Here is a 14,999-nt window from a genome sequence, read left to right as displayed (position 1 = left end):
CTCGGTCCACGGTACCCACCCTGCTTTCGCCTAGTCAGATCTCAGGTCTAAAGTCCTAGTAGGCGCCCGCTGTGCTCTCGGGCCGGAACGCGCGCCGATGGCATCAGGCCCAGACGATTCGGAGGCACGACAAGCCCATGAGTACTGCGCAGGCGCCGGCGCGTCCGGCCCCCACAAAGAAGCTCAACCTCTACAAGGGTGACCCGGGGATGTGGTCCTGGGTCGCGCACCGCATCTCGGGCGTCGCGATCTTCTTCTTCCTCTTCGTACACGTGCTCGACACCGCGCTCGTCACGGTGAGCCCGGAGAGTTACAACGCGGTCATCGACACGTACAAGACCCCGATCGTCGGCCTCATGGAGATCGGTCTGGTCGCGCTCGTGCTCTTCCACGCGCTCAACGGTCTCCGGATCGTCCTCGTCGACTTCTGGTCGAAGGGCGCCAAGTACCAGCGTCAGATGCTGTGGGCCGTCCTGGCGATCTGGGTCGTGGTGTTCGCCGCGGCCACCGCCCGCCTCCTCTTCCTTCTCTTCCAGCACCTCTAAGGGGAACGATCACCATGGCAGACGCACCTGTTCTCCAGACGTCCTACGACCGGCCGGCCTCCCTGGCGCAGCCGCGCTCGCCCCGCCTGCGCTCGCGCGGCAACTTCGAACGCTCGGCGTGGATCTTCATGCGCTACTCGGGCGTCGCGCTGGTCATCCTCACGATCGGTCACCTCACCGTCGGTCTGATGATCGACGAGGGCGTCCAACGCATCGACTGGGCGTACGTGGCGGACCGCTGGCAGAGCCCGTTCTGGGCCGTGTGGGACCTCCTCATGCTCTGGCTGGCCATGCTCCACGGCGGCAACGGTGTCCGCACCGTCATCGCGGACTACTCCCGCAAGGACTCGACCCGGTTCTGGCTCAACTCGATCCTGTTCGTCGCCACCGGCCTCGTCCTGGTCCTGGGCACCTACGCCATCTTCGGCCTCGCCTACGACCTCTGACCGCGGCCGTCTTCGTCTGCGGACTTCACCTTTCCGAAAGCGAGCACTGAGTAACCCATGACCGATCGTCAGGTCCACCAGCATCAGTACGACGTCGTGATCGTCGGCGCCGGCGGCGCAGGTATGCGCGCGGCCATCGAGTCGGGCCCGCGTACCCGCACCGCGGTCCTCACCAAGCTCTACCCCACCCGCTCCCACACCGGCGCCGCCCAGGGCGGCATGTGCGCCGCCCTCGCGAACGTCGAGGAGGACAACTGGGAGTGGCACACGTTCGACACGGTCAAGGGCGGCGACTACCTCGTCGACCAGGACGCCGCGGAGATCATGGCCAAGGAGGCCATCACCGCCGTCATCGACCTGGAGAACATGGGCCTGCCGTTCAACCGCACGCCCGAGGGCAAGATCGACCAGCGGCGCTTCGGCGGCCACACCCGTGACCACGGCAAGGCGCCCGTGCGTCGCGCCTGCTACGCGGCCGACCGCACCGGTCACATGATTCTGCAGACGCTCTACCAGAACTGCGTCAAGCACAACGTGGAGTTCTTCAACGAGTTCTACGTGCTGGACCTGTGTCTCACCGAGACCCCCGAGGGTCCCGTCGCCACCGGCTGCGTCGCCTACGAGCTCGCCTCCGGCGACCTGCACGTGTTCCACTCCAAGGCCACCGTCTTCGCCACGGGTGGCTCGGGCCGCATGTACAAGACCACCTCGAACGCCCACACCCTCACCGGTGACGGCATGGCCGTGGTGTTCCGCAAGGGCCTGCCGCTGGAGGACATGGAGTTCCACCAGTTCCACCCGACCGGCCTCGCCGGCCTGGGCATCCTCATCTCCGAGGCCGTCCGCGGTGAGGGCGGCATCCTGCGCAACGCGGACGGTGAGCGCTTCATGGAGCGCTACGCCCCCACCATCAAGGACCTCGCGCCCCGTGACATCGTCGCCCGCTCGATGGTCCTGGAGGTCCGCGAGGGCCGCGGCGCCGGCCCCGAGAAGGACTACGTCTACATCGACGTGACCCACCTCGGTGCCGACGTGCTGGAGGAGAAGCTGCCCGACATCACCGAGTTCTCGCGCACCTACCTCGGTGTGGACCCGGTGACCGAGCTCGTACCGGTCTTCCCCACCTGCCACTACGTCATGGGCGGCATCCCGACCAACGTGCAGGGCGAGGTGCTGCGCAACTCCGAGGACGTCGTCCCCGGCCTCTACGCCGCGGGCGAGTGCGCCTGCGTGTCCGTCCACGGCTCCAACCGTCTGGGCACCAACTCGCTGCTGGACATCAACGTGTTCGGCCGCCGCGCCGGCATCGCCGCCGCCGAGTACGCCGCGGGCCATGACTTCGTCGAACTGCCCGCCGAGCCCGAGCAGATGGTCCGTGACTGGATGGAGCGCATGCTCGCCCCGCACGGCAGCGAGAACGCCGCGGACATCCGCAGCGAGATGCAGGCCATGATGGACGACAAGGCGTCGGTCTTCCGCACCGAGCAGTCGCTCACCGAGGCCCGTGACGAGCTCCGCGCCCTCAAGGCCCGCTACGCCGACGTCACCGTCTCGGACAAGGGCAAGCGCTTCAACACCGAGCTCCTCGAGGCCGTCGAACTGGGCTTCCTGCTGGAGCTGGCGGAGGTCACGGTCGTCTGTGCCCTCAACCGCAAGGAGTCCCGCGGCGGTCACTCCCGCGAGGACTTCCCGGACCGCGACGACGCCACGTACATGAAACACACGATGGCGTTCAAGGAGGGCGGTCTCGACCTGCTCTCCGACATCCGGCTGGATTGGAAGCCGGTTGTGCAGACCCGCTACGAGCCGATGGAGCGTAAGTACTGATGAGCACCGCAGTCGACACCACCAAGGCCAACGACGGCAAGGACCCCGGCGCCAACCGTCCCGTGCCGCCCGGCTCGACCATGGTCACGCTGAAGATCGCCCGGTTCAACCCGGAGGATCCGGACTCGGCCGGCTGGAAGGAGTACGAGGTCCCGGCGCTGCCGTCCGACCGTCTGCTCAACCTGCTGACGTACGTCAAGAACTACATCGACGGATCGCTGGCGTTCCGTCGATCGTGCGCGCACGGCGTCTGTGGTTCGGACGCCATGCAGGTCAACGGTGTGAACCGCCTGGCGTGCAAGGTTCTGATGAAGGACATGCTCCCGAAGGACGGCAAGCCCGTCACCATCACCATCGCCCCACTGCGCGGGCTGCCGGTGGAGAAGGACCTGTACGTCGACATGGAGCCGTTCTTCAAGTCGTACCGCGACGTGATGCCCTACCTCATCACCTCCGGCAACCAGCCGACCGCCGAGCGCATCCAGTCGCCGACGGACCGCGCCCGTTTCGACGACACCACCAAGTGCATCCTCTGCGCCTGCTGCACGAGTTCCTGCCCGGTGTTCTGGGCCGACGGGTCGTACTTCGGGCCGGCGGCGATCGTCAACGCGCACCGGTTCATCTTCGACTCGCGTGACGAGGGCGCCGCCGATCGGCTGGAGATCCTCAACGACGCCGAGGGGGTGTGGCGTTGCCGCACCACCTTCAACTGCACCGACGCGTGCCCGCGTGGAATCCAGGTGACCAAGGCGATCACGGAGGTCAAGCGCGCGCTGCTGTTCGCGCGCTGATCACCGGGTAGCCACCACGCCGGCGCGCGTCGTTCCGACGTCGCCTCGCAGCACCGGCCGGGGCCGCATTCTCCACAGACGGAGAGTGCGGCCCCTCCGCCGTTTCCTTCCCTCGTGGCCCCGACCCTCCCCGCCGCCCCCGGCATCCGCACACGCGCCTGCCCGCTGCGACCCCAGCCGCACGCCCGGGGCCACAGCCGCACGCCCGGGCCACAGCCGCACGCCGAGATGGCGTCTCGCCTGCTCCGAAGCGGGTGCGAGACGCCACCCCGGGGAGCGGCTGCGGGGCGAGGGCGGGTCAGACCCGGGCCAGCGGGTCCGACCCGAGGCGACGTCGACCGGACGTAGACTCGACCTCCGTGACCAGCACCCGACGACGGCCCGTCCAGCGAGCCGCCGGCCTCGTGACCGCAGCCCTCGTCGCACTGGCACCGCTCGCGGCAGCGGCACCCGTGACAGCCGTGGAGCCGGCCCCCGCCGTTCCGCTGACGGAGCCGCCGCCGGCCGCCGTGCTGCCGTCGACCACGTCGCCGTCGTACTTCGACACCCCGCGCGACATCACCGGGTGCCCGTACCGCACCACACCGCCCGCTCCCGTCGACGAGTCCGAGGTCCCGCTCCCCGGGCAGACGTCCCCGACCCCTCCCCCGGTGCCCGACACCCCTCCGGGCGGTGACGGGCTCGCCGGCTGCCAGGTCGTGGCGCCCGACGGATTCGAGGTGCCACGCGACGTCACCGCCAGCGCGTGGCTGGTCTCCGACCTGGACACCGGCCAGATCGTGGCGGCCAAGGACCCGCACGGCCGATACCGCCCCGCGAGCGTGATCAAGACACTGCTCGCCTCCGTCGCGCTGGACTCGCTCGACGTCGACCGGGTCGTGGAGGTCACCGACGCGGACCTCGAGGGGGCCGAGGGCAGCCTCGTGGGCATCGGGCCGGGCGGCGAGTACTCCGTGGGACGGCTCCTCAGCGGCCTGCTCCTGGCCTCCGGCAACGACGCCGCGGTGGTCCTGGCGCGGCAGCTGGGGGGCATCGAGGAGACGTGCGCCGCGATGAACGCGCACGCCGTCGCGCTCGGGGCCCGCAGTACGTATGTCGCCACCGTGAACGGCCTCGACGGCCCGGGCATGATGTCCACGGCCTACGACATGTCGCTGATCTTCCGGGACGCGATGGCCCGCCCGGCGTTCGCGGAGATCGTCGCCACCCCGTCCACGGGCTTCCCCGGATACCCCGCTGGTCCGGGCACCGAACCACCGGATCCGGCGGCGGTACCGGAGCACACCGGCCCGACGATGGGCGCGGACGGGGTCCTGATCAACCCCGGCTTCGTGCTGGGCAACGACAACCTGCTGCTCCACAACTACCCGGGCGCGATCGGCGGCAAGACCGGTTTCACCGACGATGCCCGGCACACGTTCATCGGGGCGGCCGAGCGGGACGGTCGGCGGCTCGCGGTGGTGCTGCTCGACGGCACGCGTGTGCCCAGCCCGCCGTGGCAGCAGGCGGCCGCGTTGCTGGACGCGGGGTACGCGGCGGGCGACTCGGACCCTGTGGGCGTGCTCGAGGCCGGGCCGCAGGACTCGACCGATCATGCGACCGAGCACCTGGCCGGCGGCCTCGGCGGGGCGGGCACGCCGGAGACGGCGATCGTCGGCGGCTCGGTGCTCGAGCGCTACAGCACGTGGCTGGCGCTGGGCGCGGCGGGACTCGTCGTGGTGGCCGGGGCGGTCCTCACACTGCGGTCACGGAACTAGCCCGGGGCCCGGCCCCACGTCCGTAGCGGCCGCCGCGTCGGCGCGTACGGTCGGGGAACGGCCGGGGAACGGCCGGTCAGGAGACGGCGCCGGCGCCGGCGCCGGCGAGAATGACCCGCAGACGCCCGGCGCACTCGTCGACCGTGGTGCGGGCGTCGGAATCGTCGGCCATCTCGACGAGGGCGCGGAGGAGGACGACGACGACGAGGTCGGCCGCGATGTCGATGGAGGTGTCGTCCGCTCCGGAGAGCGTCTCGAGCCGACCCAGGGTGATCCCCAGCCGGCGGCGGGCGGAATCGACGGCGGCCGCGAGGATCCGGTGGTCTGGATGCGCGGTGTCGACCAGGCCGCGGGCGAGCATGGCCCAGGTCTGCGGATCCCGGGTGGCGGCGGCGGAGGCCAGGCGGGGCCAGTCGGTCGCGGGGTCGTCGGTCGCGGTGGAGATCAGCTCGTCGATGAACGACCCGAGGGCGTCGGCCGCGCCGGACGCGAGTTCCGATGCGAGGTCGTCGACGGACTCGAAGTGCCGGTAGAAGGCGGTGGGGACGATGCCGACCTCGCGCGCGAGTTCGCGGACGACGAGCCCGGTGAAGCCGCGCGTGGCCACCCCGTTCCGGCCCGCCTCGACGATGAGTGCACGGGTGTGCCGTTTCTGTTCCGCACGTGTCCTGGGCGTCGTCACATTCGCCATCCTATCGACAGCCTGGACTGACGCGTCAGAAACCACCCGTCCGCGGGGTGTGGGCCGGGCCACAAATCGACCCTCTTCCCATTTCGGAGAACGGCTGTACACTCAAAAACGTCCGGTGGTCGAACCGGACGGATGCGCACCCCGACCGCGACGGCACCGACCCGGTGCGAGGCGCGACGACCGCCGGGGAGCGACCGCATCCGACGGCGTCCGACCACACCGACCCACATCCTCAACGGAGGTCCACATGACCGCCCCGCCCATCCGCAGACTCTTCTCCCGCCGGGTCACGCGCACCCTGCTCACCCCCCATCCGGTCGAACACTACGTCCGCTCCCTGGGCGTGGACTGGTCCGACGACCCCACCGGGGCGACCGTCGTGGCAGTCGACCGGCCGGTCCCCGACGTCACGGTCCTCACCCTGCGGTTGCCCGCCGGGGTCGACCGGCCCGCACCCGGCGCCGCGCTCGAGATCGGGGTCGTGGTGGACGGCGTCGTCCACCGCCGCCACTACTCCCCCGTCGATCCGGCGTCCCGCCGTGACGGGCTGGCGACCATCGCCGTCCGCAGGCACCCGGACGGCGTGGTCTCGAACCATCTCTGGGACGAGGCCGCGCCCGGGATGCGACTGCTCCTGGGCAACCCGGTCGGCGAGATGGCGTTGCCCGAGGCCCGCCCCGCCGATGTGCTGCTGGTCAGTGGTGGCAGCGGCATCACCCCGATGCTGGCGATCGCCTCGACGCTCGCCGCGGACGGCCACTGCGGCGACGGGGCGCCCGGCCGCGTGGCGTGGCTGCACTACGCCCGCCGCGTGGAGGACGTGCCCTTCCGGGACCAGCTCCGTGAGCTGGCCCGGGCAGGGGTGACGGTCACGGTGGTCCCCACCGCCGAGGGGACGACCCCGAGCGGCCTGGCCGGTCACCTCTCCGCCGACCATCTCGAGGAGACAGCCCCCTGGCACGATGACGCCGCGGTGTTCCTCTGTGGCCCCGAGCCGCTGGCCCGTGGCCTCGAGGAGGTCCTCGGCGCCGAGCGGTTCTCCGGCGTCCTGCGTGAGCGTTTCACCTCCGCGACCGGGCCCGTGCCCGACGGCGACGGAGGCACCGTGACCCACCTGCGTAGCGGCGTCACCGCCCGGAACGAGGGAACCACCCTGCTCGAGGGCGCCGAGGCCGCCGGCCTGCGCCCCCAGCACGGGTGCCGGATGGGCATCTGCCACACCTGCACGGCCGTGCGCGTCTCCGGCACCACCCGGGATCTTCGCACCGGCGAGATCGACGCCACTCCTGACTGCCACGTCCAGATCTGCGTCAACGCGCCCGTGGGCGACGTCGAGATCGAGCTCTGACCACCTTCACCACCACCCGCCCGGAACGACCCGGAAGGACCCCATCATGACACTCCTGCAACTGCCCGGCCTCCGCCCGAAGAAGTCCACCACGCCGAAGCCGCCGAAGGCCAGCGGCAAGGCGGCCGGCAAGGCCGCCGACGCGAAGACCCCCGGCCCCGAGCCGATCGTGCTGTCGGCCGAGTCGGTCGAGATCATCGGCCGCGAACTCGATGCCATCCGCGACCGCGTGAGGGCCGACCTCGGCACCGCCGACCGCGACTACATCCTGCGGGTGGTGCGCACCCAACGCCGCCTGGAGTTGGCCGGCCGCGGGCTGATGTTCCTCGGCTTCCTGCCCCCGGCCTGGCTGGCCGGCGTCGCCGCGCTGAGCGCGTCCAAGATCCTCGACAACATGGAGATCGGCCACAACGTCATGCACGGCCAGTACGACTGGATGCGCGACGACATGCTCCACTCCTCGAGCTTCGAGTGGGACAACGTGTGCCCGTCGGACCAGTGGCGGCACTCGCACAACTACATGCACCACACGTACACCAACATCCTCGACCTGGACCGCGACATCGGTTACGGCCTGCTGCGGATGGAGTACGAGCAGAAGTGGACCCCGCTGCGTCTGGGCAACCCCGTGTACGCGTTCGCGCTGATGATGCTGTTCGAGTGGGGCGTGATGATGCACGACCTCGAGTACGACAACGTCCTCAAGGGCAAGCGCAAGTGGTCCGACGTCAAGGGCCTGCTCGCCGGCTGGTGGAACAAGGTCCGCGGCCAGGTGGCCAAGGACTACGTCGTGCACCCGGCGCTCACTGGCCCGCTGTTCCCGCTCACGTTCGCCGGCAACCTCACCGCGAACGTCGTCCGCAACATCTGGGCCTTCTCGGTGATCTTCTGCGGTCACTTCCCGTCCGGCGCCCAGGTGTTCACGCAGGAGGAGACGGCCGAGGAGACCCGCGGCGAGTGGTACGTCCGGCAGATGCTGGGGTCGGCCAACATCTCGGGCAGCCCGTTCATGCATCTGGCGACCGGCAACCTCTCGCACCAGATCGAGCACCACCTGTTCCCGGACCTTCCCGCGCACCGCTACCCGGAGATCGCGGACGAGGTGCGCGCGATCTGCGAGGAGCACGGCCTGCCGTACACGACCGGCCCGTTGTGGAAGCAGGTCGGAGGAGTCTGGTCCAAGATGTTCCGCCTGGCGCTGCCCCTGCCTCCCACCGCGGCGGACACGCCGGCGGTGATCATCGAGCGCAGGAAGACTCCCGTCGCCGCCTGAGCCGCGGGTACCGTCTAAGGGCATCACCGACGAAGGGAGCGGTCCATGAGCGACTTCGAACGCAACAAGGACCAGGTCCAGGCAGGTGTCCAGGCGGGCGCGTCGCTGGTGGGACGTATCGCCGTCATCATCACGGACGCGATCGGCTCGATCGCCAAGGAGGTCGGCGACTTCGTCACCGAGGGCATCGAAATGCGTGAGGCCGCCCGAATCTCCCGCCGCGAGGAGCGGCAGCGCACCGCGGACGAGCCGCTGATCAACCTCGACGGCATCGAGGACGGCGACCTGCAGGGCTGACCGGCGTCCGGCCGCTTCCCGGAGAGAGGCGGCCGGTCGGCCCCCCGTGGCCGGTGCGAAGTGGCGCCGGCCACGGTGGCAGGATCCCATGTCGTGACGATCATCGCCGCCGCGGACGGCTCCGCTCTCGGAAACCCCGGTCCTGCCGGATGGGCCTGGTATATCAACGACTCGACCTGGCGCTGCGGTGGCTGGAAGCGCGGCACCAACAACCAGGGCGAGCTCACCGCCGTGCTGGACCTGCTGCGCCAGACCGCGCACACCGATGAGCCGCTGCACATCCTGTGCGACTCGCAGTACGTCATCAACTCGGTCACCAAATGGATGAAGGGCTGGAAACGCAAGGGCTGGAAGAAGGCCGACGGCAAGCCCGTGCTCAACGTCGAGGTGATGAAGGCCCTCGACGAGGCGATGCAGGGCCGCGAGGTGACGTTCGAGTGGGTCAAGGGTCACGCGGGCCACGAGCTCAACGAGAAGGCCGACGCCCTGGCCAACGGCGCCGCCAAGGCGCACTCGTCGCGCAAGGAGCCTGAGCCCGGGCCGGGCTTCCCGGGTGCGACGGCTGTGGGCGCGGGCGAGGACCCGGCCGTTCCCCCGCCCGCCGCGGGGGGCGCCGCCCGGCGATCGCCGTCCGCGGGAGGATCGGGGACGAGCGGGACGACGACGAGGTCAGCGGCCGAGTCCGAGCCCGACCTGTTCTCCCTGGACGCAAACACCCCGGCCGATCCCGCGGACGAGGAAGGGAGTTCTCCCTCCGCCGCCGGCCCGGGGATCGAGGACCTCGTCGTCGACCTGGAACGCTCCCTGTTGACCGACACCGTCCGCCGGGACCGCCGCACTCTCACGCGACTGCTCGACGTGCGATGGCGGCAGGTGGACGCCGCGGGCCGCACCCGGACCCGCCGCCAGCTCGGCGACACGGACGGGTCCGTCGAGGACGTCGAACTCGAGGTGGTCGAGACCCGACGCCTCGGCGACGACGCGGTTCTCGTGCTGTGGCGCGCCACCGCTCCCGGGGGCGAGGTCTCGCTGGGCAGCTCGCTGTGGCAGCGGTTCGGCGGTGACTGGAAGCAGGTCTACCAGCAGGCCACTCGCGAGGCCTGAGGCGGCGTCGGCGTGTCGACCGCGCTACAGGTGTTGTATGTTCAGCGGCCGCGCCGACGCCCGGGTCAGCCCCGACGGGGCGCGGTGAATCCGACGGCCTGATAGACCTGCGACAGGACGGGGCCGGCGACCGCGCGGGCCTTCTCCGCGCCGTCCGCCAGAATCCGCTCGAGCTCGGCGCGGTCGGACATGAACTCGTCGAACCGGCCACGCAGCGGCGTCACGAACGCCTCGAGGGCGTCGGCCGTGTCGGTCTTCAGCGCGCCGTAGCCTGCTCCGGCGGTCTGGTAGTCGGCGACGATGTCGGCGATCGCGCGCCCGGTGAAGGCGGACTGGATCGCCAACAGGTTGGACACCCCCGGCTTCATCTCACGGTCGTAGCGGATGGTGCCGTCGGAGTCGGTGACCGCGCTGCGGATGCGCTTGGCGGAGACCTTGGGGTCGTCGAGCAGGTTGACGATGCCCTTCGGGTTCTCACCGGACTTGCTCATCTTGGCGGTGGGATCCTGGAGGTCGTAGATCTTGGCGGACCCCTCGAGGATCTTCCCTTCCGGCACCACGAAGGTCTTCTTGTAGCGGGAGTTGAACCGCATCGCCAGGTCGCGGGTCAACTCGAGGTGCTGACGCTGATCCTCCCCCACCGGCACCAGGTGCGGGCGGTAGAGCAGGATGTCGGCGGCCATGAGCACCGGGTAGGTGAACAGACCCACCGTGGTGCCGTCGGTGCCCTGTTTGGCGGCCTTGTCCTTGAACTGCGTCATCCGGGCGGCCTCGCCATACCCGGTGATGCACCCCAGCACCCAGGCCAGCTCGGCGTGTTCGGGGACGTGCGACTGCACGAACAGCACCGACCGGGCGGGGTCCACCCCCAGCGCGAGCAGCTGCGCACAGCCGCGGAAGACCCGCTCGCGCAGCTCCTTGGGGTCCTGCTTGACGGTGATCGCGTGCAGATCGGGGATGAAGTAGTACGCGTCGTAGTCGTCCTGCAGTTCGACCCACTGCCGCACCGCGCCCAGGTAGTTGCCGAGGTGGTACGAGTCGGCGGTCGGCTGAATGCCGGACAGGACGCGCTGGCGCTTCGCGGGCGCCTGCGACCCGGTCGGCTCTGCGGGCGTGGGAGCTGCGGAGGAGGACTGCTCAGACATGGCGTTCATCTTCCCACGTCCCCGACAACCCACCGCCCACGCCCTCGCGCGGGCGGTGGCCGCACTGTCAGCGGTCGGCGGGCGGCGCCATCTCCGGCGGGAAGCCGCCCGTGGCTATCGGGCCCCAGTCATCGATGGCCACCCGGATGAGGCACTTGCCCTGCCGCACCATCGCCGCCCGGTACTCGTCCCAGTCGTCGTGCTCCCCGGCGATGCTGCGGAAGTACTCCACCAGCGGCTCCACCGCCTCGGGCAGGTCGACGATCTCCGCGGTGCCGTCGAGGTGGACGTACGGGCCGTTGAAGTCGTCGGACAGTACGCACACGCTCACGGCCGGGTCGCGGCGGATGTTGGTCACCTTCGCCCGCTGCGGATAGGTGGCCACGACGAGCCTGCCCTCGGAGTCGACACCGCAGGTCACCGGCGAGGTCTGCAGCCCGCCGGACGACCGACGGGTGATGAGGACGGCGCGGTGTCGGGGGCGGACGAAATCGTCGAGGCCGGCTCGATCGGGACGTTCGGCGGTCGCATACTTCGGCATGGTGCCGAGGTTACGGACCCGTCCCCCGCGTGACATCCGCGACCGCGGGCCCGATCTCAGAAGTCGCCTTCGTCGTCGTCACCACTCGTCTCGGACCTACTCGTCTCGGACCTACTCGTAGACGACGGTGACCGGCGCGTGGTCGGACCACCGCATGTCGTACGCGCTCGCCCTGTCCACTCGATCAGACACCGCCCGGTCGACCAGTCCGTCGGACACCACGTGGTAGTCGATCCGCCAGCCCGCGTCGTTGTCGAAGGCCTTACCGCGCTGGCTCCACCACGAGTACGGGCCGATCTCGTCGGGGCGGCGATACCGCACGATGTCGGTCCAGCCGCTGCCGTCGGCGAAGACGTCGGTCATCCACTCCCGCTCGTGCGGCAGGAAACCGGAGCTCTTGTGGTTGCCCTTGTGATTCTTCAGGTCGGCCTCACGGTGGGCGATATTCCAATCGCCACAGATGACCATCTCGTGACCCTCGCGGGTCTTCAGATGCCCGGCCCGCTCGGCGAGGTACTCGCGGAAGGTCGCGAGGAACCGGTCCTTCTCGTCCTGCTTGGGGGTGTCGGCAGACCCCGAGGGCAGGTAGAGGCTGGCGACGGTGACGGTCTCGCCGTCGACGGCCCCGGGATAGACGGCCTCGATGTACCGGCCGGACTCCTCGAACTCTTCGTCGCCGTACCCGACGCGCACGTCCGTCGGCTCGGCGCGCGACAGGATCGCGACCCCGGCACGGCCCTTGAGTGAGGACGGAGCGCCCACCAGATGCCATCCGGCGTCGAGGGCGGGCGCGAGCGCCTTTCGGGTCTGGTCCTCATCGGCGCGCACCTCCTGGAGGGCGACGACGTCCGCCCCGCTGCGCTCCAACCAGGGCAGGAATCCGAGATTGGTCTCCGACCGCTTCTTGACGGCGGCGCGGATCCCGTTGACGTTGACGGTGCTCACGGTGAGGCTCACGGCCCACAGGCTACCGATCGCCGGGAACGTGACGGTTCGGCTACCCCGTCGCCGTCCGCCGCGCCGCCCAGACCGCGCCCACCAGGATCGCGAGACCCGCCGCCGCCAGGGCCGCCCCGGCGAGCGCCGGGGACGTGTAGCCGAAGCCCAGCGCGATCACGGCCCCGCCGAGCCACGCGCCCAGCGCGTTGGCGGCGTTGAGGGCCGAGTGGTTGAGCGAGGCGGCGAGCGTCTGTCCCCTGCCCGCGTATGTCATCAGTCGGGACTGCAGCCCCGGCACCAACGCGGATCCGGTCGTGCCCACCAGGAACAGACCCACCAGCGCCGTGACGGGATGGTGCGCGGCGACGGCGAACAGCGCCAGCACCACGGTCATCACCGCGGCGATCGCGACCAGCCCGCGGTCGAGGTCCCGGTCCGCAACCACACCGCCGAGCAGGTTGCCGGCCACCATGCCGAGTCTGTAGACGGCGAGCACCGCGGGCATCCAGCCGGGATCGATCCCGGCGACGTCGACCATCGTCCACTGGATGTAGGTGTAGACGGCGAACATGCCGCCGAACCCGACGGACCCCACGGCGAGCGTCGCCAGGATCTGTGGCCTCGCCAACGCGGCGAGCTCCTCGCGCGCCCTGACGACCACCGTCCCCGTGGGTTCGGGGACGACGACGAAGATGGCCGCCACGGTCAGCGCGCCGATCACCCCGACCGCGAGGAAGGCGGACTGCCACCCGATCGTCTCCCCGAGCCAGGTCGCCGCCGGGACACCGATCACGTTCGCGACCGACAGTCCGAGCAGCACCTGGGACCCCGCCCGCGCCTGCCGTCCGGGACCCGCGAGGGAGGCCGCCACCAGGGAGGCGACCCCGAAGTACGCCCCGTGCGGGATTCCGGCGACGAACCGGGCCGCCACCAGGATCTCGGCGGCCGGGGCGAAGGCCGCCGCGACGTTGCCCGCGGTGAACATCGCCATGAGGACGAGCAGCAGGGTGCGGCGCCGCCACCGTGAGGTCCACACGGTCAGCAGCGGGGCACCCACGACCACGCCGAGCGCGTAGGCGCTGATGACGTTGCCGGCCTGTGGTTCGGTGAGCCCGAAGCCCTCGGCGATCGACCGCAGCAGTCCCATCGCCGCGAACTCGGTGACGCCGATGCCGAACCCGCCCAGCGCGAGCGCGAGGATCGCCAGCGCCACACGGCGAGGGGTGGGTGCGGCGGGCTCGGTGTCCGGCGCCGGGGCGGCTGCGGGGCTCGTGGTCACCGACGAAGGCTACGCCCACCACCCCGGCCGGGCCTGCCACGTCAGCCCGATCAGGGGGCGGTGCGCATGAGGCGTCGGCCACCGTAGACCAGCGCGAACGCCGTGACGTACATGACGATGCTGTAGACGGCGGCCGCGAGCCCGACCTCCTCGTCACCGATCACGGTGAAGGCGATCAACAGCGTCAGGGTGGTGTTCTTGATGCCGAACTCCACGGCGATCGCGATCTGCTCCGCCCGCCTCAGCCTGCTCACCCATGCCAGGAGGCCGCCGAGAACGATCAGTGCGAGGTTGAGGACGATCACGGCGGGGCCGACGGTCACGACGAGGTCGACGATCCGGTCCCGTTCGCCGAGGACGATCCCCACGATGAGCAGGACCAGCACGACGAGGCCCACGATCCCGACGTAGCGCTCGATGCGGGAGGCGAGCGCGGGCCTCCTGGCACGGAGGATCATCCCGATCGCGACCGGGATGAGGATGACGCCCAGCAGGAGCCCGAAGGTCTGGCCGAGAGGGACGGTCACCTCCTCGTCCGCGGCTCCGGGGATGAGGCGCGCGCCGATGCCGAACCACATCGGCAGGGTGAGGATGACGGCGACGGAGGTGAGGGCGGTGAGGATGACCGAGAGGGCGACGTTGCCGCGGGAGAGATAAGTGATGAGGTTCGACGTCGCCCCGCCCGGCGTCGCGGCCACGAGCACCACCCCGAGCGCCAGCATCGGCGTGAGGCCGAAGAGCAGGGCCACACCGACACCGACCAGCGGAACCAGGACCAGTTGGCCGAACAGTCCGACGATCGTGGCCCTGGGCGATCTGGCCTGGACCGCGAAGTCCTCCCTGGTCAGACTCAACCCGATGCCGACCATGATGATGGCCAGGGCGATCGGCAGGCCGATATCGACCAAGGGGCTCTGATCCACGGACGTCTCCTGGGCTCACGACGGAACGGCTGGCCACGCCTGTGACGTGGACCACTGTCCGACTACGGTAACCGATCGGGCGCCGCCGCGACC

Annotated in this window: 15 protein-coding genes; 9 read left to right on the top strand and 6 right to left on the bottom strand. The window is 70.3% G+C overall.

Annotated elements, in window-relative coordinates:
- Positions 1 to 137: 137 nt before the first annotated feature.
- From sdhC to AB5G72_RS04685, 5 genes are all read left to right on the top strand, one after another.
- Positions 138 to 545 carry a succinate dehydrogenase, cytochrome b556 subunit gene (sdhC, locus tag AB5G72_RS04705; protein WP_083249443.1) on the top strand — a complete coding sequence of 136 codons (408 nt, stop codon included), beginning with the start codon at positions 138 to 140 and terminating at the stop codon, positions 543 to 545.
- 14 nt (positions 546 to 559) lie between these two features.
- Positions 560 to 991: a succinate dehydrogenase hydrophobic membrane anchor subunit gene (locus AB5G72_RS04700; protein ID WP_067712174.1), complete on the top strand. Its 432-nt coding sequence runs from the start codon at positions 560 to 562 to the stop codon at positions 989 to 991.
- A gap of 57 nt (positions 992 to 1,048) precedes the next feature.
- The gene (sdhA, locus tag AB5G72_RS04695; RefSeq protein ID WP_067712170.1) at positions 1,049 to 2,818 is read left to right on the top strand and encodes a succinate dehydrogenase flavoprotein subunit; all 1,770 of its coding nucleotides are present in this window, start codon (positions 1,049 to 1,051) and stop codon (positions 2,816 to 2,818) included.
- Positions 2,818 to 3,609 (top strand): succinate dehydrogenase iron-sulfur subunit, encoded by a 792-nt coding sequence (locus AB5G72_RS04690; protein ID WP_269529058.1) that lies wholly within the window; start codon positions 2,818 to 2,820, stop codon positions 3,607 to 3,609. Before sdhA ends, AB5G72_RS04690 begins: the two co-directional genes overlap by 1 nt.
- A 359-nt stretch (positions 3,610 to 3,968) precedes the next feature.
- The gene (locus AB5G72_RS04685) at positions 3,969 to 5,366 is read left to right on the top strand and encodes a D-alanyl-D-alanine carboxypeptidase family protein (RefSeq protein ID WP_440221103.1); all 1,398 of its coding nucleotides are present in this window, start codon (positions 3,969 to 3,971) and stop codon (positions 5,364 to 5,366) included.
- A gap of 76 nt (positions 5,367 to 5,442) precedes the next feature.
- Here the strand turns inward: AB5G72_RS04685 and AB5G72_RS04680 are convergent, their stop codons facing one another.
- Positions 5,443 to 6,048 (bottom strand): TetR family transcriptional regulator, encoded by a 606-nt coding sequence (locus AB5G72_RS04680; protein ID WP_440221102.1) that lies wholly within the window; start codon positions 6,046 to 6,048, stop codon positions 5,443 to 5,445.
- A 256-nt stretch (positions 6,049 to 6,304) separates the two neighbouring features.
- Here AB5G72_RS04680 and AB5G72_RS04675 point away from each other — a divergent pair, with 256 nt between their 5' ends.
- From AB5G72_RS04675 to AB5G72_RS04660, 4 genes are all read left to right on the top strand, one after another.
- Positions 6,305 to 7,405: a flavin reductase family protein gene (locus tag AB5G72_RS04675; RefSeq protein WP_440221101.1), complete on the top strand. Its 1,101-nt coding sequence runs from the start codon at positions 6,305 to 6,307 to the stop codon at positions 7,403 to 7,405.
- 46 nt (positions 7,406 to 7,451) lie between these two features.
- On the top strand, positions 7,452 to 8,678 hold the full coding sequence (locus AB5G72_RS04670; RefSeq protein WP_440221100.1) for a fatty acid desaturase family protein: 1,227 nt from the start codon (positions 7,452 to 7,454) through the stop codon (positions 8,676 to 8,678).
- Positions 8,679 to 8,723: 45 nt separating this feature from the next.
- Entirely contained in the window at positions 8,724 to 8,975 is a 252-nt protein-coding gene (locus tag AB5G72_RS04665; RefSeq protein WP_096905908.1) for a hypothetical protein, read from the top strand.
- A gap of 93 nt (positions 8,976 to 9,068) precedes the next feature.
- On the top strand, positions 9,069 to 10,079 hold the full coding sequence (locus AB5G72_RS04660) for an RNase H family protein (RefSeq protein ID WP_185951353.1): 1,011 nt from the start codon (positions 9,069 to 9,071) through the stop codon (positions 10,077 to 10,079).
- 65 nt (positions 10,080 to 10,144) lie between these two features.
- Here AB5G72_RS04660 and trpS read toward each other — a convergent pair whose 3' ends face one another.
- The 5 genes from trpS to AB5G72_RS04635 all read right to left on the bottom strand — a co-directional run bounded on the left by trpS (position 10,145) and on the right by AB5G72_RS04635 (position 14,906).
- Entirely contained in the window at positions 10,145 to 11,224 is a 1,080-nt protein-coding gene (gene trpS, locus AB5G72_RS04655) for a tryptophan--tRNA ligase (RefSeq protein ID WP_253003712.1), read from the bottom strand.
- Between the two features lie 67 nt (positions 11,225 to 11,291).
- Entirely contained in the window at positions 11,292 to 11,765 is a 474-nt protein-coding gene (locus tag AB5G72_RS04650; protein ID WP_067712723.1) for a PPOX class F420-dependent oxidoreductase, read from the bottom strand.
- 111 nt (positions 11,766 to 11,876) lie between these two features.
- A complete protein-coding gene (locus AB5G72_RS04645) occupies positions 11,877 to 12,722 on the bottom strand; it encodes an exodeoxyribonuclease III (protein ID WP_407335739.1) in 846 nt (281 codons plus the stop codon).
- A 40-nt stretch (positions 12,723 to 12,762) separates the two neighbouring features.
- The gene (locus AB5G72_RS04640; RefSeq protein ID WP_440221099.1) at positions 12,763 to 13,983 is read right to left on the bottom strand and encodes an MFS transporter; all 1,221 of its coding nucleotides are present in this window, start codon (positions 13,981 to 13,983) and stop codon (positions 12,763 to 12,765) included.
- A gap of 50 nt (positions 13,984 to 14,033) precedes the next feature.
- The gene (locus tag AB5G72_RS04635; RefSeq protein WP_067712517.1) at positions 14,034 to 14,906 is read right to left on the bottom strand and encodes a bile acid:sodium symporter family protein; all 873 of its coding nucleotides are present in this window, start codon (positions 14,904 to 14,906) and stop codon (positions 14,034 to 14,036) included.
- Positions 14,907 to 14,999: the final 93 nt, after the last annotated feature.

The organism is Dietzia sp. MNB45 (genome assembly GCF_051994785.1).
GTDB lineage: Bacteria > Actinomycetota > Actinomycetes > Mycobacteriales > Mycobacteriaceae > Dietzia > Dietzia kunjamensis.
The sequence above is the reverse complement of the archived record's forward strand: the minus strand, read 5'-3'. Positions and strand labels throughout refer to the sequence as shown.

Excerpts from the sequence above, each read along its gene's own strand:
- sdhC (WP_083249443.1), top strand. The coding sequence starts at position 138 with ATGAGTACTGCGCAGGCGCCGGCGCGTCCGGCCCCCACAAAGAAGCTC.
- AB5G72_RS04700 (WP_067712174.1), top strand. The coding sequence starts at position 560 with ATGGCAGACGCACCTGTTCTCCAGACGTCCTACGACCGGCCGGCCTCC.
- sdhA (WP_067712170.1), top strand. The coding sequence starts at position 1,049 with ATGACCGATCGTCAGGTCCACCAGCATCAGTACGACGTCGTGATCGTC.
- AB5G72_RS04690 (WP_269529058.1), top strand. The coding sequence starts at position 2,818 with ATGAGCACCGCAGTCGACACCACCAAGGCCAACGACGGCAAGGACCCC.
- AB5G72_RS04675 (WP_440221101.1), top strand. The coding sequence starts at position 6,305 with ATGACCGCCCCGCCCATCCGCAGACTCTTCTCCCGCCGGGTCACGCGC.
- AB5G72_RS04670 (WP_440221100.1), top strand. The coding sequence starts at position 7,452 with ATGACACTCCTGCAACTGCCCGGCCTCCGCCCGAAGAAGTCCACCACG.
- AB5G72_RS04665 (WP_096905908.1), top strand. The coding sequence starts at position 8,724 with ATGAGCGACTTCGAACGCAACAAGGACCAGGTCCAGGCAGGTGTCCAG.
- trpS (WP_253003712.1), bottom strand. The coding sequence starts at position 11,224 with ATGTCTGAGCAGTCCTCCTCCGCAGCTCCCACGCCCGCAGAGCCGACC.
- AB5G72_RS04650 (WP_067712723.1), bottom strand. The coding sequence starts at position 11,765 with ATGCCGAAGTATGCGACCGCCGAACGTCCCGATCGAGCCGGCCTCGAC.